Raw genomic sequence first — 22,331 nt, 5'->3', positions numbered from 1 at the left:
GTCCCCTCTCACTCCGGCGAGAAACCGGTGCCGGTCCAGCGGTAGCGGGCCACCCCGTTGTTCGGTCCGGTCGCCGACATCGTGGCCAGCTGCCCGTCGAGCACAGTCAGCATGGCGCCGGAGTTCTCCAGCCTGAACAGCTGTTTCCCGCCGATGGTGTAGACGTAGCCGCCGAGGTACGCGCCGACCGGCACACCTGTCGCGCCGCTGCTGCCGGTGCCCGGTGCGCCGACCGCGCCGCACGGATAGACGTTCACCACGACGTCGACCTCGCCGGTCAGCTCGTGGTAGGCGGTGCTGACGGGATACGACCCGGCGGTCGGACCGTACGGACACGGCCGCAGCGCCGCCTTCGTCCTGGCGCTGACCGTCGGATCCGCGCGCAGCAGCGCGACCGCGTCGACGGTCGGGCCGCGCGGGTTGTTCGCCGGTGCCGGGGCTGCCGCCGCCGGTGGAGCCGGCCCGGCGACGCGCACACCGTCCACATCGGAGCAAGCGGTGAGCGACAACAGCGCAATCGCCGCGACCACTGTCCTCCGCATGCTTCGCACAGTAGCCATTTTGCCGTCCGCACGCTGTTCGGGGAGCGCTGTTACAAAACCGATGGGTTTCCTCCGGCCGGCTGCGACGCGATTCCCGGCGGCCGGTGATCCGCCGTTCCTACTTTGGCGGGGAATCGACCAGGGAGGAGTCCGATGAGGACGGAAACGGTGCGGGACCCGGCGGAAACGCGGGTGCCGAAGGGACGGTTGCTGGGCGTGGACGCGGTCCGGGCGCTGGCGATCGTCGGGGTGTTCATCGAGCATTTCTTCGCGAGCGGCTGGCTCCACGGCGGACCGCCCCAGGCGGCCCCGGGGTTCCTGACCTGGCTGAACGTGCAGACGTCGTCCCGGGCGATGAGCCTGTTCGTGCTGCTGTTCGGGCTGTCCGCGGCGTTGATGACCGGCGGCGCGACCCCGGATGAGGGGAACGAGAAGTGGCGCGCCCGCGGCAGGCTCGCGGTCCGGGCGGTGGTGTTGTTCCTGCTCAGCCTGGCGATCGACGAGTACGGCATGTCCGTGATCGAGTACTACGCGGTGCTCCTGCTGCTTCTGCTGCCGCTTACCCGGCTGCGCGCGCGGACGTTGTTCGTTCTCTCCGGAATCGCCGTGCCCGCGATGACGCTTTACGCGTTCTGGGTGTTCAACGCCCATTCCGACTGGATGATGTCCGGGTCCGAAACGGCGAGCGGCCTCGCGATCTTCGGGCATCCCGAACAATGGGGCGAGTTCTTCAAGGGGATGGTGTTGTTCGGCGGCGGTTTCCAGGTCGCCTACGGCCTGCCTTTGGCATTGGCGGGAATGGCGATCGGCCGCCTCGACCTTCGCGCGCACCAGGTCCGGATCCGGTTGCTGTACACCGGTTTCGTGCTTGCCGCCGCGTCGATCCTCGGTTCGTGGATCGCCACCTATCCGCTGGGCGGAGCCGAAGCGATCGCGACGACCCCGCCGCCTGGGATGCCGTGGCAGGTGCTGCTGGCGATGCCGCCGGACGGATCGCTGTACGCCACCAGCCCGCTCGGCATCGTGCTCATGATCGGCGTCGCGATGGTGCTGCTCGGCGGACTGCTGATCGCCTTGGACCGGCCGCTGAGCCGTCGTGCGCTGTGGCCGCTCGCCGCGGCCGGCGGAATGGCTTTTACCTGGTACGCGGCCCATTTCGCGGTCCTGAAGCTGGTGCCGAAGCCGTATTCGTTCGTGTTCCTGGTGACGGTGGTCGCGGTGATGCTGGCCGCGTCGGTGGCGTGGCGGCATTGGCGGCGGCGCGGTCCGCTGGAATGGCTGGTGCACCGGGCGACGCTGCTCGTGCCCTGAGGTTCAGCGGGCAGCGACCAGTTCCCGGCGGTGGGTGGCCAGCAAAGTGCAGCCGACCGCCGCCGCGTAGCCGAGGGCGACCACCGTCATCGGGACGCTCAGCGACATCGTCGAGCCCGCAGTGAGCAGGCTGCCGAGCACCGCGGTGCCCAACGCGCCTCCGGTCTGGCGGGCGGTGTTCAGGACGCCGCTGGCCAGACCGGTGTGCTCCTCGGGCGGCGTCGACATCGCGACCGACGTCATCGCCGGCATCGCGATCGAGCAGCAGCACAGCACCACTCCGCCCGCCACCACCAGCGGCACCGAATCGGCCGTGGCCAGCAGGACCGCGCCGAGTCCGGCGAGGCTGAACCCGGTCAGCATCGGGACGCGGGGGCCGAACCGCGCGGTGAGCCGTCCGCTGGCGGTGGCCCCGATGCCGATCGCGATGGTGAGCGGGAGCGTCAGCATGCCGGTCGCGTAGGCGGACTGGTGGAGCGGGCCTTGGAGGAACAGCGACAGGCAGAGCAGGGTGCCGTAGAGGCAGAAATTGAAGAGCAGCCCGGCGGTGCTCGCGGCGGAGAACGGGCGGGACGAGAAGATCGCCAGCGGCAGCATCGGATCGCGGCGGCGTCGTTCGACCAGGAGGAACGCGAGCCCGGTCAGCAGGCCGGCGGCGATCAGCGGGACAGCCCAGCTCGACCGGCCGACCTGGATCAGCCCGCCGGCGAGCGCGGACAGCGCGACGGTGCCGAGGACCAGCCCGTACGGATCGAGGCGACGGTTCCGCTGCGGCGACTCGACGACGTAACGGCAGGTCAGCGCGATAGCGAGCGCGGCGACCGGGAGGTTGACCCAGAAGATCGCCCGCCAGTCGGCCAGCGCGATGAGCACGCCGCCGGCCACCGGGCCGGTCGCGAGGCCGATGGCCGCGATGCCGCCCCACAGGCCGAGCGCGTGCGCCCGCGCTCGCGGTTCGGGGAACTGCCGGACGATCAGCGCGAGCGAGCACGGCAACAACGCGGCCGCACCGACACCCTGCAGCGTGCGCGCGACGATCAGCACCGAGATGGTCGGCGCCAGCGAACACAGCGCGGACCCGACTCCGAACCCGACGGTCCCCAGGACGCACACCCGCCGCGAGCCGTAGCGGTCGCCGAGCGAGCCCGCGGTGAGCATGCCCGCGGCCAGCGCGATGGTGTAGCTCGCGATCACCCATTGCTCACCGCCCAGCCCGCCGCCGAGGTCGCGCCGGATCGCTTCGACGGCGACGTTCACCACGGTCGCGTCGAGCTGGACGATGAAGAACGGCAGGCAGAGCGCGATCAGTGCCAGTCGTTGCCTGCGTGCGGAGTTCGTTGCGGTCACGGGAAAAGGGTGACCCGGGAATGGTTCGGTGTGGGCCGAAGCGTCAGAGGTAGTGCCGTTGGTTCCGCTTCTCTTCGGCGTAAGTCTCGTAAGCCGCGCTCGTCGAGTCCAAATCGGACACTTCGCTCACCGGAACCTCCCACCATGCCGACCCGGGCGGGTTGGGCGCGAGCGGATCCGTCTCCACGTGCACCACTGTCGTCACCGGATTCGCCTTGGCCTGCTTCAAAGCCGCCCGGAACTCGTCCACAGTGGACGCGCGCAGCACAGTCGCGCCGAGGCTCGCCGCATTGGCCGCGAGGTCGACCGGAAGCACGTCGCCCTCCAGCAAACCGTTCTCGGCGCGATACCGGTAAGACGTGCCGAACCGTTGCGAGCCCAATGATTCCGAGAGCGACCCGATCGAGGCGAACCCGTGATTCTGCACCAGCACGATGATCACCTTGAGCCGTTCGGCGATCAGCGTGACGATTTCCTGCGCCATCATCAGATACGAACCGTCGCCGACGAGCACGACGACTTCCCGCTCCGGCGCGGCCAGCTTCACTCCGACGCCCGCGGCGATCTCGTATCCCATGCAGGAGTAGGCGTATTCCACGTGGTACGCCTTGGGGTCTCTGGCCCGCCACAGCATCTGCAGGTCGCCGGGCATGGAACCGGCGGCGTTGAGCACGACGTCGCTGTCGTCGAGCGTGCGGTTGAGCGCGCCGAGGATCTCGCTTTGCGCGGGCAGAGGAGCGTGGCCGAGGTCGAAGCAGGCGTCGGCGGTGCGGTTCCAGTCGTCGGCGAGTTGCCGGGTCCGCGCGCGGCAGGCGTCGGGGACCTGCCAGCCGGACAGCGCGGTCGACAAGGCTTCCAGGCCGCGCCGGGCGTCGCCGACCACCATCTCGGCGGAGTGTTTCGCGGCGTCGAACCGGGCGACGTTGAGGTTCACGAACCGCACGTCCGGGTTGCCGAAGACGGTGTGCGAGGCGGTGGTGAAATCGCTGTAGCGGGTGCCGATTCCCAGGACGACATCGGCTTCCGCGGCCAGTGCGTTCGCCGCGGAAGTGCCGGTGGAGCCGAGACCGCCGACCGCGCACGGGTGGTCCCACGGCACCGCGCCCTTGCCCGCGTGGGTGTCCGCCACGGGGATCCCGGTCGCCGAGGCGAACGCGCGCAGCTCCGGCCAGGCTTCGGAGTACACGACACCGCCGCCCGCGACGATCAGCGGTGCTTTCGCGGAACGCAGCAGTTCAGCGGCGCGGGCCAAGGCTTCTGGTGCGGGACCCGGGCGGTCGATGTGCCAGACGCGGCGGCGGAAGAAGTCCTCCGGCCAGTCGTAGGCCTCCGCCTGGACGTCTTGCGGCAGCGCAAGCGTGACGGCGCCGGTCTCCACCGGATCGGTCAGCACGCGCATGGCGGCGAGCGCGGCCGGGATCAGCTGTTCGGGGCGGGTGATCCGGTCGAAGTACTTGGACACCGGACGGAAGGCGTCGTTCACCGAGACGTCGCCGTAGCGTGCGTCTTCCAGTTGCTGCAACACGGGATCCGGTCCCCGGCCAGCGAAAACGTCGCTTGGCAGCAACAGCACGGGAAGCCGGTTCGTGGTGGCGAGCGCGGCACCGGTGATCATGTTCGTGGACCCGGGGCCGGTGGACGCGGCGCAGGCGAACGTCTGGAGCCGGTTGCGCATTTTCGCGAACGCGGTCGCGGCGTGCACCTGGCCTTGTTCGTTGCGCGCGAGGTAGTAGGGGAGCTCGCCGGTGTGCGCGGCCTGCAGCAGGGCCTGGCCGAGCCCGGCGACGTTGCCGTGCCCGAAAATCCCGAAGCAGCCCGGAATCAGCCGGTGTTCGACGCCGTCGCGTTCGGAATACTGGTTGGCGAGGAAGCGCACCAGGGCTTGTGCGGTGGTCAGCCTCATCGTGCGCCTCCGAACGGCAGCCGCGGGTCGACGGCCTGGGACTCCCAGGTCTGGCGCACCCAGGCATGGGCGGGGTCGTCGCAGATCAGCCACGCTCGTTCGGGTCCGGGACCGGCCATCACGTTCAGGTAGTAGAGGTCGTAGCCGGGGGCGGCCATCGACGGCCCGTGCCAGCCGTGCGGAATCAGCACGACGTCGCCGCTGCGGACCTCTTCCAAGACGTCGATCGGGCGCTCGTCAGTGCCGTAAACGCGCTGGTAGCCCATGCCGCCGCCGGCGACCTCGAAGTAGTAGATCTCCTCGAGTTCGCTTTCGCCCTCGCGTGCCTCGTCGTGCTTGTGCGGCGGGTAGGACGACCAGTTTCCGCCCGGCGTAAGCACTTCGCAGACGAGCAGCTGGTCGGCGTCGAAGGTGTGCGGGAGGCAGTAGTTGTTGACCTGGCGACTGCAGTTTCCCGCGCCGCGCAGCTCGGTCGGCACGTCCTTTGCCGGGCCGTATCGGGCGGGCAGCCGCTTCGAGGTTTTCGCCGACGGCAGCGCGAATCGACCTCGGCCGGTCACCGTTGCTTCGGCATCCCTTGGCAGGTAAGCGAAATCGGTGACCGCGTCGAATACGCCGGTGCGACCGGTCAGCTCGAACTTCGCACCGTCGACCGACACCGTGCAACTGCCGGACAACGGAAGCACGAGCGTTTCCGCGTCGCCGGTGGAGAAAGTTTCGGTGCCGTCGAGTTCCAGCACACGCAGACCGGAGTAACCCCATCCGGCTGATTCGGGAGTGATGACAAGGCTGAACTGGCTCACAACAACCCCACCGCCGTATCGACCGCCTTGGCCACGTCGCCGTCGTGCGGATAGAGCAGCGACCGCCCGACCACCAAACCTTGCACCGTCGGCAACGCCAACGCCTCCTGCCAGGACGCGAACGCCGCGTCCGGATCGGTCACCTCGCCGCCGAGCAGCACGGCGGGCAGCGTGGAGGCGGCCAGCACGCGCTCCATCTCGGCGACCACCGGCAGCTTCAGCCAGGTGTAGGCCGACGTGTGGCCGAGCCCGGACGCGATCGTGATGGACCGGATCACCGCCTCGGGGGAGAGGTCGTTCTTGATCTTCCCGTCGATCCAGCCGGACAGGAACGGTTCGACCATCGCGAGCAGCTTCCGCTCGGCGAGCGAGTCGATGGCCTTCGCGGTGTTCTCCAGGACGCTCGGCGTCGCCGGGTCCTCCAGGCAGATCCGGGTGAGCATCTTGCCGCCGTCGAACCGCATCCGCGCGATGGTTTCCGCGTCGTAGCAGGCGAACCGGTCGTCGATCTCGAAACTCGACCCGGCCAGCCCGGTGCGGTTCATCGACCCGAGCACGGTCTTGCCGTCCAGCACGCCGAGGAGCAGCAGGTCGTCGATCACGTCCGGCGTCGCGAGCACGCCGGTGACGCCGGGGCGTTCCAGCGCGAGACACAGCCGCTCCAGCAACTCGCCGCGATCGGCCATCGCCAGCGGATCCGCGCCGACCGCGTTCGCGCCCCGGGCGGGATGATCGGCCGCGATGATCATCGCCGCGCCCTTGTCGTTGAACGGCGATTTCGCCCGCAACCGGGCGGCGGCCGCCTCCGCGATCGCGTCCGGATCGTGCACGCGTTTGGCGACGATCCTTTCGACGATGTTCATTCCGTGCCTCCGAGCCTGCGCAGGACCTGGTCTTCCGTCGGCATCGCGTCCGAGCAGGCGAGTTCCCCGGCGACGTGCGCGCCCGCGGCGTTCGCGAACCGCATGATCCGCTCGATGCCCCAGCCGGACAACAGCCCGTGCACCAAAGCGCCGCCGAACGCGTCACCCGCGCCGAGGCCGTTGACGACCTCCACCGGCACCGGCGGCACCTCCACCTCGCCGGTGTCGTCCACCGCGAGCACGCCCTTCGGCCCCTGTTTCACCACTGCAAGCGAGATGCCGTTGTCCCGTAACGCTTTCGCTGCGTCTCGAGGCTCACGCACAGCCACCGCGGTTTCGCATTCGTCGAGGTTGCCGACCGCGACCGTCGCGTGTCCCAGCGCCTTGCCGGCCCATTCGCGCGCCTGCTCGCGGGACTCCCAGAACATCGGCCGGTAGTCGAGGTCGAGGACGGTGATTCCCTTGCGGCCACGGGCTTCCAGCGCGGCGAGCGTGGCCGAGCGGCTCGGTTCCTGCGACAGCCCGGTCACCGTCGCCCAAAAGACTTTCGCCGAACGGATCGCGTCGAAATCCAGGTCGCCGACCGCGATGTCGAGGTCCGGCGCCTTCGGGAAACGGTAGAAGTAGAGCGGGAAATCGTCTGGCGGGAAGACCTCGCAGAACGTGACCGGTGTCGGCAGCCGCGGCGAGGCGCCGACGAACCGGGCGTCCACGCCGTATCCGGCGAGCGCGCGGCGAAGGAACCGGCCGAACGGATCGTCGCCGGTTTTGGTGATCACCGCGCTGCGACGGCCGTACCGGGCGGCGGCGACCGCGACGTTGGTCGCGCTGCCGCCGAGGTATTTGCCGAACGTGGTGACGTCCTCCAGGCCGACGCCGGTCTGCAGCGGGTAGAGGTCCACCCCGATCCGGCCCATCGTGACGAGGTCGAACCCCGTGGTCATCGCGTCCTCCTCGCAGGCTGTGCTCCGACCGTGCCCCGTTCCCGAGGACTTTGTCAAGACATATGGACATACGCGGGGTAGGCTGCGGCGATGAGCACCAGTCCGGCCTGGGACCCGGTCCGCGGGATCGCGGTGGACCCGGCGAGCCCCGAGCCGCTGTACTTCCAGGTCGCGCGCCAATTGCACGCCGCGATCGACGACGGCCGCCTCCCCGCGGGCTCCCGGCTGGCGAACGAACTCGACCTCGCGGCGGGGCTGCGGCTGTCGAGGCCGACGGTGCGGCAGGCGATCCAGTCGCTGGTCAACCAGGGTCTGCTGGTGCGCAAACGCGGCGTCGGCACCCAGGTGGTGCGCACGAAGGTCGCCCGGCCGCTGCGCCTGAGCAGCCTCTTCGACGACCTCGCCGGACTGGGCGAGACGCCGTCGTCGCGGGTGCTGGTCAACCGCGTCGAACCGGCCGATGCCGAGACCGCCGCTGTGCTGGAGGCTCCCGGGCTGAAGCAAGTGCGCCGGTTGAAGCGGATCCGCTGCACGGGAGGCGAACCGCTGGCGGTCATGAACAATTGCCTCCCGGACGGCATTCTCGACGTCGAGGACGACGAATTGCGTTCGCAGGGGCTCTATCAGCTGCTACGGCAGGCGGGGATCCGGCTGCATTCGGCGCAGCAGAGCATCGGCGCGCGGCTGGCGACCGAGGAAGACGCGGCGCAGTTGGAAGAATCGCCCGGTGCGGCGTTGTTGACGATGCAGCGCACGACGTACGACGAAACGGGCCGGGTGGTCGAATACGGCTGGCACGTTTACCGGGCGTCGCGGTATTCGTTCAATCTGCCGCTGACGCACGGTCCGCAGTAGAAGGTTCCCTGCGGACCGCCTCGTCTGCTTGGTCAGTCCTCCCGGTCGTGCACGCGGGTGAAGTCCGGCTTCCGCCGCTCGCGGTGCGAGGCGAGCCCTTCGCGGACCTCCGGACCGGCGAAACCGTAGAACTCCAGGGCCAGCGAGGAGTCGAAAATCGCGCCCGCGAGCTGCCGGTACCAGAGGTTGAGGCTCTGCTTCGTCCAGCGGATCGCGTTTGGCGCGCCGTTGGCCAGCTCGTGCGCGATCTCCCGCGCGGTGGGCAGCAGCCCGGCCTCCTCCTCGACGCACAGCGACACGAGCCCGATCCGCTCGGCCTCCGCTCCGGTCATCGGACGGCAGGTCATCAGGTAGTACTTGGCTTTCGCCATCCCGCACAGCAGTGGCCAGCACACCGCCGCGTGGTCGCCTGCCGCCACGCCGAGCCGGGTGTGGCCGTCGATGATCTTGGCGTTCGCGGCGGCCACCGAGATGTCCGACAGCAGCCCGGCGACCAGGCCCGCGCCGACCGCCGGGCCGTGGATCGCGGAGACGGTCGGCTTCGAGCAGTCGATGACGTTGTAGACGAGGTCGCGGGCCTCGCGCATGGTCCGCGAACGGGCCTCGAAGTCGTTCGCCAGCTTCTCGACCAGGTCGAACGATCCGCCCGCGGAGAACCCCTTGCCCTCGCCGCGCAGCAGGACCGCTTTGACGTCGGGGTCGCGGTCGAATTCGCGCCAGATGTCGGCGAGTTCGCCGTGCGCGTCCTCGCTGACCGCGTTGAGATGCGGAGCGTCGAGGACGAGTTCGATGACGCCGTCCTCGTCCGGTCCGTCGACCCGCAGGTTCTCGAACTGCGCGTAGCGGCTCATTCAGCTTCCCTCCGTCGTCCGGAACACCTGCGCCACCTTGCCATCGCCGCGGACACTGCCGCCAGATCACGTGCCTTCTTCGGACAGTTCGACGGCGAGGCTGGTGCTCGGGCCGGAGGGGCCGAGCAGGTCGAGCGCGACCGAACGGGCGCCGGGGCTCGCCCGCAGTTGCGCGGGCTGTCCGCAGAACAGCGGGGCCTGGTTGCGGTGGCTGATCCGGCGCACCCGGGAGGCGGGGGAGTCGAGCCGCAGCACCTCGGCCAGCGCCAGCGACATCAACGGGCCGTGCACGACCAGGCCGGGATAGCCCTCGACGCGGGTGGCGTACGGCCAGTCGTAGTGGATGCGGTGCGCGTTCGCGGTGGCCGCGGAGAACCGCATCAGCAGCGTCGGATCGGTGACGAATTCCCAGCTCTGCCCGTCGGTGCGGCGGAACGGCGACCCCACTGGCTCGAGTGCGGCGGCGGTTTCCGGGACCGCTGGCGCGGCGGGCGGCCCGGCCTCGCGGTAGAGCAGGTCCTGGCGCTCCTCGATGTACGGCGTTCCGTCCATTCCGGACAGTTCCGTGCGCACCTGGACGACCACCAGTTTCCCGGAACGGCCAGGCTTTTCGGTGACCGAGTCCACAATGGATTTTCGGCGGACGGTCTCGCCGACCTTCGGCGCGCGGTGCGCCACGACCTCGCCGCCGGCGAACATCCGCCGCGGCAGGTCGACCGGCGGCAGGAAACCGCCGCGCGCCGGATGGCCGTCGAGGCCGAGCCGCGACGACACCGGCCAGCGCGCGAGCGCGACCCAATGCCACAGCGGCGGCAGTTCGTCGTCTATTTCCGGCGCGGGAAGCCCGTTGTCGAACAACGCCGCCAGCGCGGCGACCGGGCCGGGTTCGAGCACTTCTTCACTGGTGACGGCGTACGGTTCCCAGGCTTCCGGTGCGGACATGGGTTCCTCGGGTCTCGTTTCGGGGCGAGGCAGTCGGGCTGAATACTTTATCAGGACTGATCCGGTGTCCCGCTCGGTTCGGTGCGGGCGCGAGGCGCGGTCCGTTCGGGTTCATGCAGCATCTGGCCACTTTTGACCGCCAGGTCGGGATGGTCGGTGGCGGGCTTGAGCAGGGCGGCTTATGTAATACTTTATCTGGACAACCATCCGCCAGAGGGGGAGGCCGGGGCGATGCCCGAAACCACGGGCGCGGGACTGCGCCGCAGCGGTCCGGCGAACCTGAAAGCGCTGGCCGCGCACGAGATCCGGCGACGGGTCTTCTCCGGCCAATTGCGCGCCGGGGCGAAGATCGACCAGGAGGCGCTGGCGGACGAACTCGGGATCAGCAAGCTGCCTGTCCGGGAAGCGTTGATCACGCTCGACCACGAGGGCGTGGTGGAGCACATCGCCCGCCGCGGCGCGTTCGTGGCGAGGATGACGCGCGACGACATCCGCGATCACTACCGGGTGTTCGGCCTCGTTTCCGGTCTGGCGGCGGAGCGCGCGGCGAAGAACCTTTCGCCGGAAAGCCTGCAGGCATTGCACGATCTGGCGGACCGGATGGAGTCCGGAGTGGACCGCGGCGAACAGGAACGGCTGAACTTCGAGTTCCACCGGAGGATCAACTACGCCGCCGATTCCCGCCGCCTGGTCTCGATCCTGGGCATCCTCGCGAAAACGGTGACGCACGGGTTTTACGAGGCACACGAGGACTGGCCGGAAAAGGCGCACGACGACCACCGGAAGATCCTGAACGCGCTCAGCGCCCGGTCGGCTTCGCGGGCTCGGTCCATTGTGGAGAAACACTTCTCGGACGGCGGCGAGCGCGCGGTCTCCTTGCTGGAGAAGCAGGGCTTCTGGGACAACTGATCCCTGGCGTCAGCGCCGCTTCAGCAACTGTGCCAAGTGGACACCGCGCACTCCGGCCAGCTGATCGGCTTGCGTCCGGCAGGAGAAACCGTCGGCGAGGAAGACCGCGTCCGGGTTGTCGCGCAAGGCCGGAAGCAGCGCATTCTCCGCCACCGCGACGGAGACGTCGTAATGGCCGCGTTCCATGCCGAAGTTTCCGGCCAGGCCGCAACATCCGGCGAGAGTGTGCAGTTCCGCGCCGGTAGCGGCGAGCAGGGCGTGGTCGGCCTCGAAGCCCATAACCGAATGATGGTGGCAATGCGGCTGCGCGACCACTTTGACGCCGGACAGGTCGGGTGCTTGCCAGCCGGCTGTCTTGGCGAGGAGTTCGGAGAGCGTCGTGACGGCGGCGGAGACCGTTTTCGCGTCCGGATCGCCGGGGAACAGATCGAGCAGATCGGACCGCAGGACGGCGGTGCACGACGGCTCGACGCCGACGATCGGGAGCCCGGCCTGCGCGTAGGGGCGCAGCGTGTGCACGAGATCGCGGAGCTTCCGGCGGGCGGCGTCGAGCTGGCCGGTGGTGATCCAGGTGAGCCCGCAGCACGGCCGCCGCGGCGGGACGAGCACGCGGTACCCGGCGTCGGCGAGCACGGCCGCGACCGCTTCGGCGACCTCGGTGTCCATGCCGTCCGAGAAGGAATCCGCCCACAGCACGACTTCCGGCCCCTGCTCGCGAATCCTTCGCCGGGACCGGGTGAACGAGCGGCGGGCGAACCTCGGCGCCCGCCGACGAGTGTCCACTCCGGACAGTGCTAACAGGACCTTCTCGACCGGGCGGAGCGACATCAGGGCGTTGACGACGAGGGGGCCGAGCACCGGGATCCGGTGCAGCAAGCGGATCCAGTCCGGCAACCGACCCAGAGTGTAATGCGAAACGGGGCGGATCTTGTGCCGGTATTTCCGGTGCAGTGCTTCGGATTTGTACTGTGCCAGGTCCACTCCGGCCGGACAGTCGCTGCCGCAGGCCTTGCAGGACAGGCAAAGATCGAGCGATTCGCGCACCGCGTCGTCCGACCATCCCGACACCAGCGAGCCGTTCGCGACCTCCTGCAGCACGCGGGCGCGTCCGCGAGTGCTGTCCTTCTCGTCGCGGGTGGCGAGATAGGACGGGCACATGAAGCCGCCGGCCGCCCGGTTGTCGGCGCGGCATTTCCCGACTCCGACGCAGCGGTGCACGGCGCGGGTGAAGTCTCCGCCGTCGTGGGAGAAGGAAAATCCGCCCGCGACGACCGGAAGCGGATGTGCTTGCGGGCGGCGGAGATCCGCGTCGAGCGGGTGCGGCCGGACGACGACGCCCGGGTTGAGGAGGTCGCCGGGATCGAAGAGGTCTTTGACCGCACCGAACAGTTCGATCGTTTCGGCCGAGTACATCTTCGGCAGCAGTTCGCCGCGTGCCCGGCCGTCGCCGTGCTCGCCGGAGAACGAGCCGCCGTAACCGACGACCAGATCCGCGGCGGCGGTCATGAACGCACGGAACACCGACGCGTCCTGTTCGAGCGGCAGCCCGAGCCGGACGTGCACGCAGCCGTCGCCGAAGTGGCCGTACGGGAGTCCTTCAAGGCCGTATTCGTCCAGGAGAGCGTCGAAATCCCGCAGATACGCGCCGAGCCGTTCGGGCGGGACGGCGGCGTCCTCCCAGCCTGGCCACGCCTGCTCGCCGGTGGGAGTCCGGCCCGCGAGTCCGGCTCCGTCCTCGCGGATCCGCCACATGGCGGCGGCCTCGGCTCCTTGCGTCAGCACGACGTGATCGAGTGCTTGGGAGTCTTTGACGAGACGCTCGGCGTTGTAGCGGGCCTCGGTTTCGGTCTCGCCGCCGACTTCGATCATCAGCCAGCCGCCGCCGTCCGGAAACGCGGGCACGTTGCCGCGATGGTGGCGCACGAGGTCGACCAGCCGTGCGTCGAGCCCTTCGACAGCCAGCGGCCGGTGCGGCAACAGCCCGGGCACGACGTCGCCAGCCGTCGCCATGTCCGGGTAGCCGAGCACGACCAGCAGCCGCGCGGGGGAGATGTCGACCAGGTCGACGGTCGCTTCCAGCGTGACCGCCAGGGTGCCTTCGGTGCCGACCAGCGCGCGGGCGAGCGATCGGCCGTTCTCCGGCAGCAGGTGCTCGAGCGAGTAGCCGGAGACCTGCCGGCTGAACCGGCCGAATTCGGTGCGCAGCAAGCTGAGCCGGGTGTCGATCAGCTCGGCGAGGCCCGGCACCGCGCCGGACTGACCGGCGGTGAACTGCCGTCCGGTGCCGTCGACCACGCTCAGCTCGCGAACGTTGTCCGCGGTCCGGCCGTAGGCGATCGCGTGCGGCCCGCAGGCGTTGTTGCCGATCATGCCGCCGAGCGTCGCGCGGGCGTGCGTGGACGGGTCGGGACCGAACCGCAGCCCGTGCGGCGCGGCGGCGCGCTGGAGGTCGGCGAGGACGACGCCGGGCTGGACGACCGCGGTCCGCGCCCTCGGGTCGAGGTCGACAATGCGGTGGAGATGCCGCGAAAAGTCGACGACCACTCCCGGCCCGATCGCGTTGCCCGCGACCGACGTGCCCCCGCCGCGGCTGGTCAGGGGAACGCCGTGGCGGCGGGCGATCTCGAGGGCCGCGAGAACGTCCTCGGTTTCCCTCGGCAGGACGACGACCTGCGGGACGACGCGGTAGTTGGACGCGTCCGTGGAGTATTCCGCGCGACGGCGGACGTCGGCGTGGACCTCGCCGCGAACGTTCGCGCGGAGGTCGGCGAGCAGATCGTTTTCGGTGGACATCCCGGCTTGAATTTAGGTGTTTGAAACAGTGCCGTCAATCCGTACGCTGGCGCGATGACCTCGGGACGGAGGGGACCGCCGCCGGAACTTGCCCGGGTGCGGCGGGTGAGCGTGGTGGATTCGCTGGTCGAAGAGATGACCCGCAAAATCCTCGGCGGCGAATGGCCTCCCGGGACCGCGCTCCCGTCGCTGCGGCACTTCGCGGCGTCGGCCGGGGTGTCGATGCTGACCGTCCGAGAGGCAGTCCGGACGCTGCAGGCGCGCGGCTGGGTCGAGACGCGCCAGGGCGTCGGAACGTTCGTGCTGGAACCCTCGGCGACCCGGTTCGTCCCGTGGCAGCTGGGCGCTTCGGACGCGGCGGAGTATCGCGAGCTGGTCGAGGCCGGGGAAGCGATCGAATCGACCATCATCGCCCTGGCCGCCCGCCGCCGGACCGCCGCCGAACTGGCGGTCTTGACGGATTTGGTCGACCGGATGGCTCTGGTTCTGACCGACCGGGACCTCTTCCTGGAAGCGGATGCGAAATTCCACGTCGCGCTGGCCGAAGCCGCGCACAACCGGATCCTGCTGCGCAGCATGCTCGCGATCCGCGTCCCGCTGCGCCGCCTGATGGCCGACCGGCTCCTCGAAGAACTCACGGAACACGGCGACCTTTCCCGGTCATGGGAGGACCACCGGGCAATCGCGTCGGCGGTCCGGGCCGGGGTTCCGGAGCCAGGATGCGCCGCACTGGCGCGCATCGCCGCGCGGGCCCGGTCCTATGTGTCCTATGTGGACTCGACGCCGCCGGGTTTGCCCTCGCGCGGTCCGGGTAACCGGGCCACCGACGACTCCGGGAGGTGATCGAGGTGGCCGCGCACGTGGACGACGACCTGTGGACGGAATTCCACCGGGTGGTGAACATGACCTCGCGGGAGCTGGCGGACTGGCTGCGCACCCGCGAGACCGGCCCGGAAACCGAACCGCTCCCGGACCAGGCGGGGCCTGCTACCGGCCGTCAGGTGCTGTCGATCCTGGGCAAACGCCGGTCGGATGTGAACGAGCGTGATGTCGAGGTGATGCGCGATGTGGTGGACCGGGTGCACGCCTCGCGCCGGGATGATCTGGAACCGGTGGCGGGGGATGCGGGATGGCGGCAGGGGCTGATGTCGCTGGGGCATGACCCGGTGAAACCGGTGCGGGACTGATCCTGGCTGGGTTCGACGGGACGGCTGGCTGTGCGGCGTCGGTTCCTTCGGTTCGCCTCGACGTTGCGTTCGGTGCGTGGGATGCACCGAACGACGCACGGGTTACCTCGAGCCACAGTGGGCACCCGGCCCAGCGAGAACCCGTTGGCGCTCGGCGGGACGGGCTTGGCTCGGCCGGTCTGCCGGGCCGGGCTTGAGTTGGCGGCCAACCGGCCCTGGCGGCAGTGGGCTTTGGTGGCTGGGGGAGCTGGCGGGGGTCCGGCTCGGGTGGGCGCGCTCGGGATCAGTGCGAGGGGCTTGAGCGCGCCGGGCCTGGCGTGAGTGGTCAGCCGTGCTCGGTTGGGCGGCGACTGGCTTCGGCGGCAGCGGCTCCGGAGCCAGGGAACCCGGCAAGACCCGGCCCAACACGTGCAAGCCCCTGGCCTTGGTGCGCCCGGGACCTGCTCGGGCTCGGCGCGAGGGGCTTCAGCGCGTCGGGCCTGGCGCGAGCAGTCAGCCGTGCCCAGTTCGGCGGCGACCGGCCTCGGCGGCAGCGGCTCCGGTCCCAAGGAACCCGGCAAGACCCAGCCCAACACGCGTAAGCCCCGGGCCTCGGTGCGCCCCCGGGACGCACCGAGGCTCGGGGTTCTTCCCCTCGGCCGGTGGTTCTTGGTCAGCCGCCTGCCATGGCTCCGATGATCAGGAACGGTTCGGCTCCGGACAGGACCGGGGCGGGCAGGGCGGTGTCCGGGGCGGTGTTCGACAGGTCTTCCTCGCAGGCGAAGAACCGGACGAACGCCCGGCGTTTGCCGGTGGTCGTGTCGCGGACTGTGCCGCGCAGCTGGGGGTAGGCGTGTTCCAGTGCGTCCAGCAGGGCGTCCCGCGTCGGCGGGTCCTCGACCGGCAGCTGGATCTCTCCCTCGACCTTCGCCAGGCGGCGCAGGTGCGTGGGCAGCTTGACGCGGACGACGGTGGTCATCGCAGGGTCTGCACCTCGACCGAGCACACCGCGGGCAGGTCGCGGACGATCGGGGCCCAGCTTTCGCCCGCGTCGTTCGACGCGTAGACCTGGCCGCCGGTGGTGCCGAAGTAGATGCCTGCCTCGTCGAGGGAGTCGACGGCCATCGCGTCGCGCAGGATGTTCACGTAGCAGTTTTCTTGCGGCAGGCCGTGGGTGAGCGGTTCCCACTCGTCGCCGCCGGTGCGGCTGCGGTACACGCGCAGCTTGCCTTCCGGCGGATAGTGCTCCGAATCGCTGCGGATCGGGACCACGTACACCGTTTCCGGTTCGTGCGGGTGCACCGCGATCGGGAAGCCGAAGTCGCTCGGCAGGTTGCCACTGATCTCGCGCCAGTTGTCGCCCGCGTCGTCCGAGCGCATCACGTCCCAGTGCTTCTGCATGAACAGCACGTCCGGCCGCGACGGGTGCAAGGCGAGGCGGTGCACGCAATGGCCGACCTCGGCGTCCGGGTCCGGGATGCCCTCGGAGTGCAGGCCGCGGTTGATCGGCTGCCAGGTTTCGCCGCTGTCGTCGCTGCGGAACGCTCCCGCGGCGGAGATCGCGGTGAACATCCGCTTCGAGTTCCGCGGATCGAGGATGATCGTGTGCAGGCACAGCCCGCCCGCGCCCGGCTGCCAGCCCGGCCCGGACGTGTGCTTGCGCAGCCCGGTGAGCTCCCGCCAGCTCTTCCCGCCGTCGGTGCTGCGGTACAGCGCCGCGTCCTGCGCGCCCGCGTACACCGTGTCCGGGTCGGTCAGCGACGGCTCCAGGTGCCAGATCCGCGTGAACTCCCACGGTTTCGGCGTTCCGTCGTACCAGAGGTGCTCGCCCGCGCCGCCCTCGTAGACGAACTCGTGGTCGACCTGGTTCCAGGTCTTCCCGCCGTCGTCGGAGCGCTGGATCAGCTGCCCGAACCACGACGTGGACTGCGACGCGTACAGCCGGTCCGGGTCCGCGGGCGAGCCGGCGAGGTGGTAGACCTCCCAGCCGCCGAAGTGCGGGCCGTCGACCTCCCAGCGCGTGCGGCCCTCGTCCGAGGTGAGGATGAACGCGCCCTTGCGGGTGCCGACCAGTACTCGAACTCCAGGCATGCTTTCTCCCTGACAACGGGCTGTGACCTGGTTCAACCTAATCTCGCCAGCCGGGAGCCGCCTCTCCATTCTTGCGCTCCCTCCGACGCCAGCGGCGGCAGCGCGACCAGGACCGGAGGCGACCACGCGGGCGCGACGTCCAGCCGGACGTCCTGGCGCAGCGGCACCGGCCCGGCCCGGATCCGCACCGGGCGCGCGGCCGACCCGACCGCCTGCACGCTCGGCGCGAGCTGCGCGCGCGGATCGCCCGCCGACGGCAGCGCGCAGGCCAGCAGCCGGTAGACGCCGGGCGGGACGTCGACGAGCGTGAACTCCAGGTCCGGCCCGAGCAGCGAGCCGCTGACCGGGACGCCGCGCGCCGACGACCCGGCGAACAGCCCGACGTACACCGCGGGCGCCCCGTCGAGCGCGGCGACCGCGGCCGGGCTCAGCAGCGCGCGGCCGGTGACCGCCCCGCCCGCGCAGTCCGGGCCCGCCACCCGCACCGGTTCCGGCGGGTGCTCGGAGAGGAGGCCGGGCAGCAGCCGGAACCGGTGCGGGCTCACCCCGACCGCCGCGGTGAAGCGCGTGGTGAAGGTGCCCGGCGCGGAGAACCCGACCTCGTGGCAGATGTCGACCACCTTCTCGCCGGTGTCCAGCAGCAGCTCCTTGGCGAGCTGGAACCGTTGCGCGGCAAGGAACTTCCCCGGCGGCAGGCCGATCTCCCGCTCGAACGCGCGCGCCAGGTGGAACGGGCTGTACCGGACGTGGTCGGCCACGTCCTCGAGCGTGAGCTGCCGGGTGCGTCCGGCGGCCAGGAACCTCGCCGCCTCGAGCACGGCGTCCCGCATGTGCACACCTCCTCGGATGTGCGGTCATGGTAAATCGGGGGACCGACAATTCCGGGTGTTCGCCGCCTTCCCGGTCGATGACAACGGCGTGAGCGGTTGACGCGATCGAGCCGGCAGTCGCCGACGAGTTACCGCGGGTCGTCTTCGATATCGATGACGACCGCCGAACGAGGGCAGCTGACGCAGGCGAGCACATAGCCGTCCGCCCGCTGTCGCGGCGTGAGGCAATTCGGCTGTTTCGTCGCGACCTCGCCGGAACGCAGCCGGACCAGGCATTCGCCGCAGTTTCCGACGGTGCACGAGTACGGCATCGGCAGCCCGGCGGCGAGGCCCGCGTCGAGCAGGGTGGCCCCAGGTTCGACCGTGGCCGAGCCGACGTTCTCGACCACCATCTCCTGCTGTTCGGTGCTCATGTCCGCCGGATCAGCAGCACCGCTGGTGTACCGCTCTTCGTGGAATCGCCCCTCCGGCACACCCAGTCCGGCGACCACCCCACGGGCCATGGCCATCAGCGGCTCGGGCCCGCAGACGCAGTACTCGGCCGTCGGAGAAGCGTCGCCCAGCCAGCGGCGCAGCAACTCCTCGTCGATCCGCCCGCGTTCGCCCGTCCAGCCGGAGTCCGGACGCGACAGTACGTGCGTGATCCGCAACCGTCGCGGGTGCCGTCGCCGCAGCCGGGCCAGTTGAGCGGCGAAGATGGTTTCCTCCTCGGACCGGCTCGCGTACAGCAGCGAGATCCGGCTGCGGCCCGGCCGCGAAAGCCGCGTGCGCAGGACGCTCATCATCGGCGTGATTCCGCTGCCCGCGGCGATCAGCACCAGGTCGGCGCGCGGATCGGGACGGAACGAGCCGGACGGGCCGCGCACCGACAGGCGGTCGCCGACCTGCAGGCGGTCGTGAAGGTAAGAGGAGAAGCGGCCGTCGCCGACCCGTTTCACGGTTACTTCGAGCCGCTTCTTTCCGGGGACGCCTGACGCGGAGTAGGCCCGGCGCACCGGCTTGCCGTCAAGATCGGCGACAAGCGTGAAGAACTGGCCGGGACGGAAATCGAACCGCGCCCCGTCCTCCAGTGCGACGGTCACCGCCTGCGGGGTTTCCCGGCGGATTTCGGAAACGCGCACAGTTCGCAGCGGACGGTCGGGCGCCACCGCGGAATCGGCGTAGCCTTCGTCGTCGAGTTGGCTGCGATAACCCCGGTTGATGCCGAATCGGATCAATTTCGGAAACCTCGCGAGAAAGGCGAGCAGGAAACCCGGCGGCGCACCGGCCGCGGTGCCGAGTGACGCGTGTTTCACCGCCAGCGCCATCAGGTCCGGCACCTCGGCGCGGTCGACGTGGGCCTCCGGATGCCACAGTCGCGAGCGTTCGATTGCCTCGCTGGCAACCAGTTCGGCGTTCGTCACGTCGATCAGCAATGCGGCTTGGGGGAGATTTCCGCGCAGGGACAGGGGTTCCAGCAGCGCTGGATCGTTGGTGAGGGATGCGGTGCCCCGCAGCTGCAGGACATCGGTGCGGCCTGGGACAAGCGCGGCGAGGGCGAGATCCGGTTCCTGGAGCAGATTGCGGGCGGTGTCGGCTCGTTTGTTGCCGTTGCGGTCCGGCAGCAGAATGGTGTGGCCGTCGACAATGTGCGCGAAACCGGGGTGGTCGCCGCGCGGGCTGGTGTCGCTTCCGCCTGCCGCGTCGCCAGTGGTGAGGATCAGAAACGGGGCGCGGGCGAGGAAATCGGCGATATCGGGTCGCGCCAGCGGGCCTTCGGTCATCGCGGGGGCCGGCGGCGCGGCGCGCACTGGTCGTGGTTGCCAGAGTTTGGAGCGGAAGACGCAACGTCCACAGTGGACGTACACCTCGTTGATGCGCACTACCGTTTCGCGGCGTTCTGTCGCCGCGACGATTCCGTTGAGCCGCAGGGTTTCGCCGATGCCAGGCAGGAGGATTACGAAGGAAATGCCGTGGTCGATCGCTGGTGCCGGGGCGTTGGCGGGCAATGCGAAGGAGATCTGCGTGGGGGAGCGGGCGTGCAGGAAGCCGGGTGATCCGCCGACGAACGTGCTGTGCCAGGTGCGGTCGGCGGTTCGGTAGCCGCACCCGGCGAACGGGGAGTGCGCGAGGATCGTTTCGCAGCCTTCGCCGAGGTGGTCGAGCTGCTTCAGCATGATTGCCGCGCCGGGGCGGCCGATGGCGGCTTCCAGCTCCTCGACGGTGGTCATCCGGCTGGCCGCAGTCGCCAGATTTTCGCTGGTCATAGCTCTATTGTGAGCTTTAGCTCGGGTCTTCGGCTACTCGCTTTCGCAGCCGCCCGAAACCGGTGTTCAGGGCGGATCAGCCGTGCTGGTTGCTCACATTCCGAGGGTCACTCCGCTGCTTTGGCACCCTTGCGCTGGTTGGCGTTGAAGCGCGCCTTCTTCTGCCGGTTCCCGCACGTGTTCATGTCGCACCAGCGACGGGTGCGGCTCTGGCTGGTGTCGAAGAAAGCGGCTTGGCAGGTCGGCGAGGCGCACAGGGCCAGTTTTCCGTCGCGTTCGCCTGAGATGACGCTGATCGCGTCGGCCGCGATCACGCCGAGGGCGTCCTCGACGGCGGTCGCGGAGCTGAGTTGCCACCGTCGCTCGCCGTCGGGTGTCAGGACGGCTGCGGCGCGGCCCTGGGCACTTCGGTCGTTGATGACCTGGACGGCGGACGCGGGAAGGGCCTCGTGGAGTGCGGCCGCGGTCGCGGCGGCGTGAATCGACTCCCGCAGTTCCTTGGCGAGTTCGAGCTGGTCAGCGGTGCAGGAGCCCACGGCGAGACCGCTCACCGCCAGCCAATCGACGAGTCGCTGCGGCACCGGAATGCGCTCGACGGCATCGCCGCGGCGCTCGGTCAGGGTCGCGGTGAAACTCGTCGCGAGCACGGTGCCAAGGCGGAAGTCGGGGAACGCGGAAGGCATGGAACCAGCTTAGCCGGTTGCGCTCGGACGTGGGCGGCTGTTAGAACCGTCTTAGCCGGTTCCAATCCGACCGAGGAGGACTCATGACCGCGCTGACCAGCGAAGTACACGCGTTCGAAGCCCGTGCGACCGACGCTGACCTCGACGATCTGCGGGCTCGGCTGGCCGCGGCGAGGCTTCCGGAGGCCGAGACTGTGCACGGATCCCGCCGATGGGACCAGGGTGTGCCGCTCGCTGATCTGGTCGATCTCGTGAACTACTGGCGCACTGGGTACGACTGGCGAGCGTTCGAGGATCGCCTTGACCGGATCGGCCAGTTCCGCACCGTGATCGACGGCCTGGGAATCCATTTCCTGCACCGCCGGTCCCCGCGCGCGGACGCGACTCCGCTGATCTTGACGCACGGGTGGCCGGGCAGTGTCGCGGAGTTTGTCGATGTGGTGGACGAACTGGCGGACCCGGACGACGCCGCCGCGCCGGCGTTTCACGTTGTGGTGCCGTCGTTGCCGGGCTTCGGGTACAGCGACAAACCGACCACCACGGGCTGGGGGACGGAAAAGATCGCGGCCGCGTGGGTCGAGTTGATGGGGAGGCTCGGGTACCGCGAGTTCTTGGCGCACGGCGGTGACTGGGGCGGCAATATCACCACGGTTCTCGCCGGCCGGTTCCCGGAACGGGTTCTGGGTGTCCACACCTTGTTCGCGGAAGGGCCGCCCGGACTGTCGACGGACGGGCTGACGGCGGACGAGCGCAGGTGGACCGAGGAGACCCGGCACTTCTGGCGGCATCGCGCGGCGTACGCGAAGCAGCAGGCTACCAGGCCGCAGACCATCGGGTACTCGCTCGTCGACTCGCCGGTCGGGCTGCTTGCCTGGCTGGTGGACAAGTTCGCGGAGTGGTCGGACACCGAGGACAGTCCATTCGAGACGATGTCCCGCGATCGCGTGCTCGACGACGTCACGTTGTATTGGCTGACCCGGTCCGGTGCGTCGGCGGCCCGGATCTATTACGAGAGCCACAATTCGCTGGATCCGGAGCTCCGGGTGGACGTTCCGGCGGCCGTCACCATGTATCCCCGTGACACCGAGAAGACCCCGCGTCCTTGGGCGCGGGAGCGGTTCCGGCAGATCGTCCGCTGGCGGGAGCCGGAACGGGGCGGGCATTTCCCGTCGCTCGAGGTGCCGGGGTTTTTCGTCCGGGATCTGCGGGAGGGGCTGGCCGCGGTGCTGCGGGGGTGACAAATGGCAGGGGT

20 protein-coding genes are annotated in these 22,331 nt (G+C 69.7%); 6 read left to right on the top strand and 14 right to left on the bottom strand.

Annotation, left to right across the window (positions count from 1 at the left end; translation table 11 throughout):
* Window positions 1-8: 8 nt before the first annotated feature.
* Window positions 9-542, bottom strand: a complete 534-nt coding sequence (locus tag ACFXI3_RS06035; protein ID WP_378398319.1) for a hypothetical protein — start codon at window positions 540-542, stop codon at window positions 9-11.
* Window positions 543-695: 153 nt separating this feature from the next.
* Between ACFXI3_RS06035 and ACFXI3_RS06030 the strand changes: the two genes are divergently transcribed.
* Complete coding sequence (locus tag ACFXI3_RS06030) at window positions 696-1,853, top strand: DUF418 domain-containing protein (RefSeq protein ID WP_378398317.1); 1,158 nt, start codon at window positions 696-698, stop codon at window positions 1,851-1,853.
* Window positions 1,854-1,856: 3 nt separating this feature from the next.
* On the opposite strand, the gene ACFXI3_RS06025 is transcribed toward ACFXI3_RS06030, so the two are convergent.
* The 5 genes from ACFXI3_RS06025 to iolC are packed head-to-tail and all read right to left on the bottom strand — an operon-like array spanning window position 1,857 to window position 7,713.
* A complete protein-coding gene (locus ACFXI3_RS06025; protein ID WP_378398316.1) occupies window positions 1,857-3,200 on the bottom strand; it encodes an MFS transporter in 1,344 nt (447 codons plus the stop codon).
* Between the two features lie 43 nt (window positions 3,201-3,243).
* Entirely contained in the window at window positions 3,244-5,103 is a 1,860-nt protein-coding gene (gene iolD, locus ACFXI3_RS06020) for a 3D-(3,5/4)-trihydroxycyclohexane-1,2-dione acylhydrolase (decyclizing) (protein ID WP_378398315.1), read from the bottom strand.
* Window positions 5,100-5,906 carry a 5-deoxy-glucuronate isomerase gene (iolB, locus tag ACFXI3_RS06015; RefSeq protein ID WP_378398314.1) on the bottom strand — a complete coding sequence of 269 codons (807 nt, stop codon included), beginning with the start codon at window positions 5,904-5,906 and terminating at the stop codon, window positions 5,100-5,102. The genes iolD and iolB overlap by 4 nt, the downstream gene beginning before the upstream one ends.
* On the bottom strand, window positions 5,903-6,769 hold the full coding sequence (locus ACFXI3_RS06010; protein ID WP_378398313.1) for an aldolase: 867 nt from the start codon (window positions 6,767-6,769) through the stop codon (window positions 5,903-5,905). Before ACFXI3_RS06010 ends, iolB begins: the two co-directional genes overlap by 4 nt.
* A complete protein-coding gene (gene iolC, locus ACFXI3_RS06005; protein ID WP_378398311.1) occupies window positions 6,766-7,713 on the bottom strand; it encodes a 5-dehydro-2-deoxygluconokinase in 948 nt (315 codons plus the stop codon). The genes ACFXI3_RS06010 and iolC overlap by 4 nt, the downstream gene beginning before the upstream one ends.
* Before the next feature lie 90 nt (window positions 7,714-7,803).
* On the opposite strand from iolC, the gene ACFXI3_RS06000 reads away from it, so the two are divergent.
* Entirely contained in the window at window positions 7,804-8,568 is a 765-nt protein-coding gene (locus ACFXI3_RS06000) for a GntR family transcriptional regulator (protein ID WP_378398309.1), read from the top strand.
* A 32-nt stretch (window positions 8,569-8,600) separates the two neighbouring features.
* Here the strand turns inward: ACFXI3_RS06000 and ACFXI3_RS05995 are convergent, their stop codons facing one another.
* Window positions 8,601-9,419, bottom strand: a complete 819-nt coding sequence (locus ACFXI3_RS05995; protein WP_378398308.1) for an enoyl-CoA hydratase/isomerase family protein — start codon at window positions 9,417-9,419, stop codon at window positions 8,601-8,603.
* 66 nt (window positions 9,420-9,485) lie between these two features.
* Window positions 9,486-10,361: a MaoC family dehydratase N-terminal domain-containing protein gene (locus ACFXI3_RS05990; RefSeq protein ID WP_378398306.1), complete on the bottom strand. Its 876-nt coding sequence runs from the start codon at window positions 10,359-10,361 to the stop codon at window positions 9,486-9,488.
* 231 nt (window positions 10,362-10,592) lie between these two features.
* Between ACFXI3_RS05990 and ACFXI3_RS05985 the strand changes: the two genes are divergently transcribed.
* Window positions 10,593-11,270: a GntR family transcriptional regulator gene (locus tag ACFXI3_RS05985; protein ID WP_378398305.1), complete on the top strand. Its 678-nt coding sequence runs from the start codon at window positions 10,593-10,595 to the stop codon at window positions 11,268-11,270.
* A gap of 9 nt (window positions 11,271-11,279) precedes the next feature.
* Here the strand turns inward: ACFXI3_RS05985 and ACFXI3_RS05980 are convergent, their stop codons facing one another.
* Window positions 11,280-14,063, bottom strand: a complete 2,784-nt coding sequence (locus ACFXI3_RS05980; protein WP_378398304.1) for an FAD-binding and (Fe-S)-binding domain-containing protein — start codon at window positions 14,061-14,063, stop codon at window positions 11,280-11,282.
* A gap of 54 nt (window positions 14,064-14,117) precedes the next feature.
* Here ACFXI3_RS05980 and ACFXI3_RS05975 point away from each other — a divergent pair, with 54 nt between their 5' ends.
* Complete coding sequence (locus ACFXI3_RS05975; RefSeq protein WP_378398303.1) at window positions 14,118-14,906, top strand: FadR/GntR family transcriptional regulator; 789 nt, start codon at window positions 14,118-14,120, stop codon at window positions 14,904-14,906.
* Between the two features lie 5 nt (window positions 14,907-14,911).
* The gene (locus tag ACFXI3_RS05970; protein WP_378398302.1) at window positions 14,912-15,250 is read left to right on the top strand and encodes a DUF3140 domain-containing protein; all 339 of its coding nucleotides are present in this window, start codon (window positions 14,912-14,914) and stop codon (window positions 15,248-15,250) included.
* Window positions 15,251-15,902: 652 nt separating this feature from the next.
* On the opposite strand, the gene ACFXI3_RS05965 is transcribed toward ACFXI3_RS05970, so the two are convergent.
* The 5 genes from ACFXI3_RS05965 to ACFXI3_RS05945 all read right to left on the bottom strand — a co-directional run bounded on the left by ACFXI3_RS05965 (window position 15,903) and on the right by ACFXI3_RS05945 (window position 21,079).
* Window positions 15,903-16,208 carry a MoaD/ThiS family protein gene (locus ACFXI3_RS05965; protein WP_275291770.1) on the bottom strand — a complete coding sequence of 102 codons (306 nt, stop codon included), beginning with the start codon at window positions 16,206-16,208 and terminating at the stop codon, window positions 15,903-15,905.
* On the bottom strand, window positions 16,205-17,320 hold the full coding sequence (locus tag ACFXI3_RS05960) for a WD40/YVTN/BNR-like repeat-containing protein (RefSeq protein WP_378398301.1): 1,116 nt from the start codon (window positions 17,318-17,320) through the stop codon (window positions 16,205-16,207). Before ACFXI3_RS05960 ends, ACFXI3_RS05965 begins: the two co-directional genes overlap by 4 nt.
* 32 nt (window positions 17,321-17,352) lie before the next feature.
* Window positions 17,353-18,150 carry a helix-turn-helix transcriptional regulator gene (locus ACFXI3_RS05955; protein WP_378398299.1) on the bottom strand — a complete coding sequence of 266 codons (798 nt, stop codon included), beginning with the start codon at window positions 18,148-18,150 and terminating at the stop codon, window positions 17,353-17,355.
* A gap of 128 nt (window positions 18,151-18,278) precedes the next feature.
* Entirely contained in the window at window positions 18,279-20,396 is a 2,118-nt protein-coding gene (locus ACFXI3_RS05950; RefSeq protein WP_378398297.1) for a 2Fe-2S iron-sulfur cluster-binding protein, read from the bottom strand.
* 107 nt (window positions 20,397-20,503) lie between these two features.
* Window positions 20,504-21,079 carry a CGNR zinc finger domain-containing protein gene (locus tag ACFXI3_RS05945; protein WP_378398296.1) on the bottom strand — a complete coding sequence of 192 codons (576 nt, stop codon included), beginning with the start codon at window positions 21,077-21,079 and terminating at the stop codon, window positions 20,504-20,506.
* Between the two features lie 83 nt (window positions 21,080-21,162).
* On the opposite strand from ACFXI3_RS05945, the gene ACFXI3_RS05940 reads away from it, so the two are divergent.
* Window positions 21,163-22,317 carry an epoxide hydrolase family protein gene (locus ACFXI3_RS05940; RefSeq protein WP_378398295.1) on the top strand — a complete coding sequence of 385 codons (1,155 nt, stop codon included), beginning with the start codon at window positions 21,163-21,165 and terminating at the stop codon, window positions 22,315-22,317.
* Window positions 22,318-22,331 lie beyond the last annotated feature (14 nt).

It is taken from the genome of Amycolatopsis sp. NPDC059235 (genome assembly GCF_042754125.1).
Classification (GTDB): Bacteria; Actinomycetota; Actinomycetes; order Mycobacteriales; family Pseudonocardiaceae; genus Amycolatopsis; species Amycolatopsis albidoflava.
This window is presented reverse-complemented; position numbering and strand designations above follow the sequence as displayed.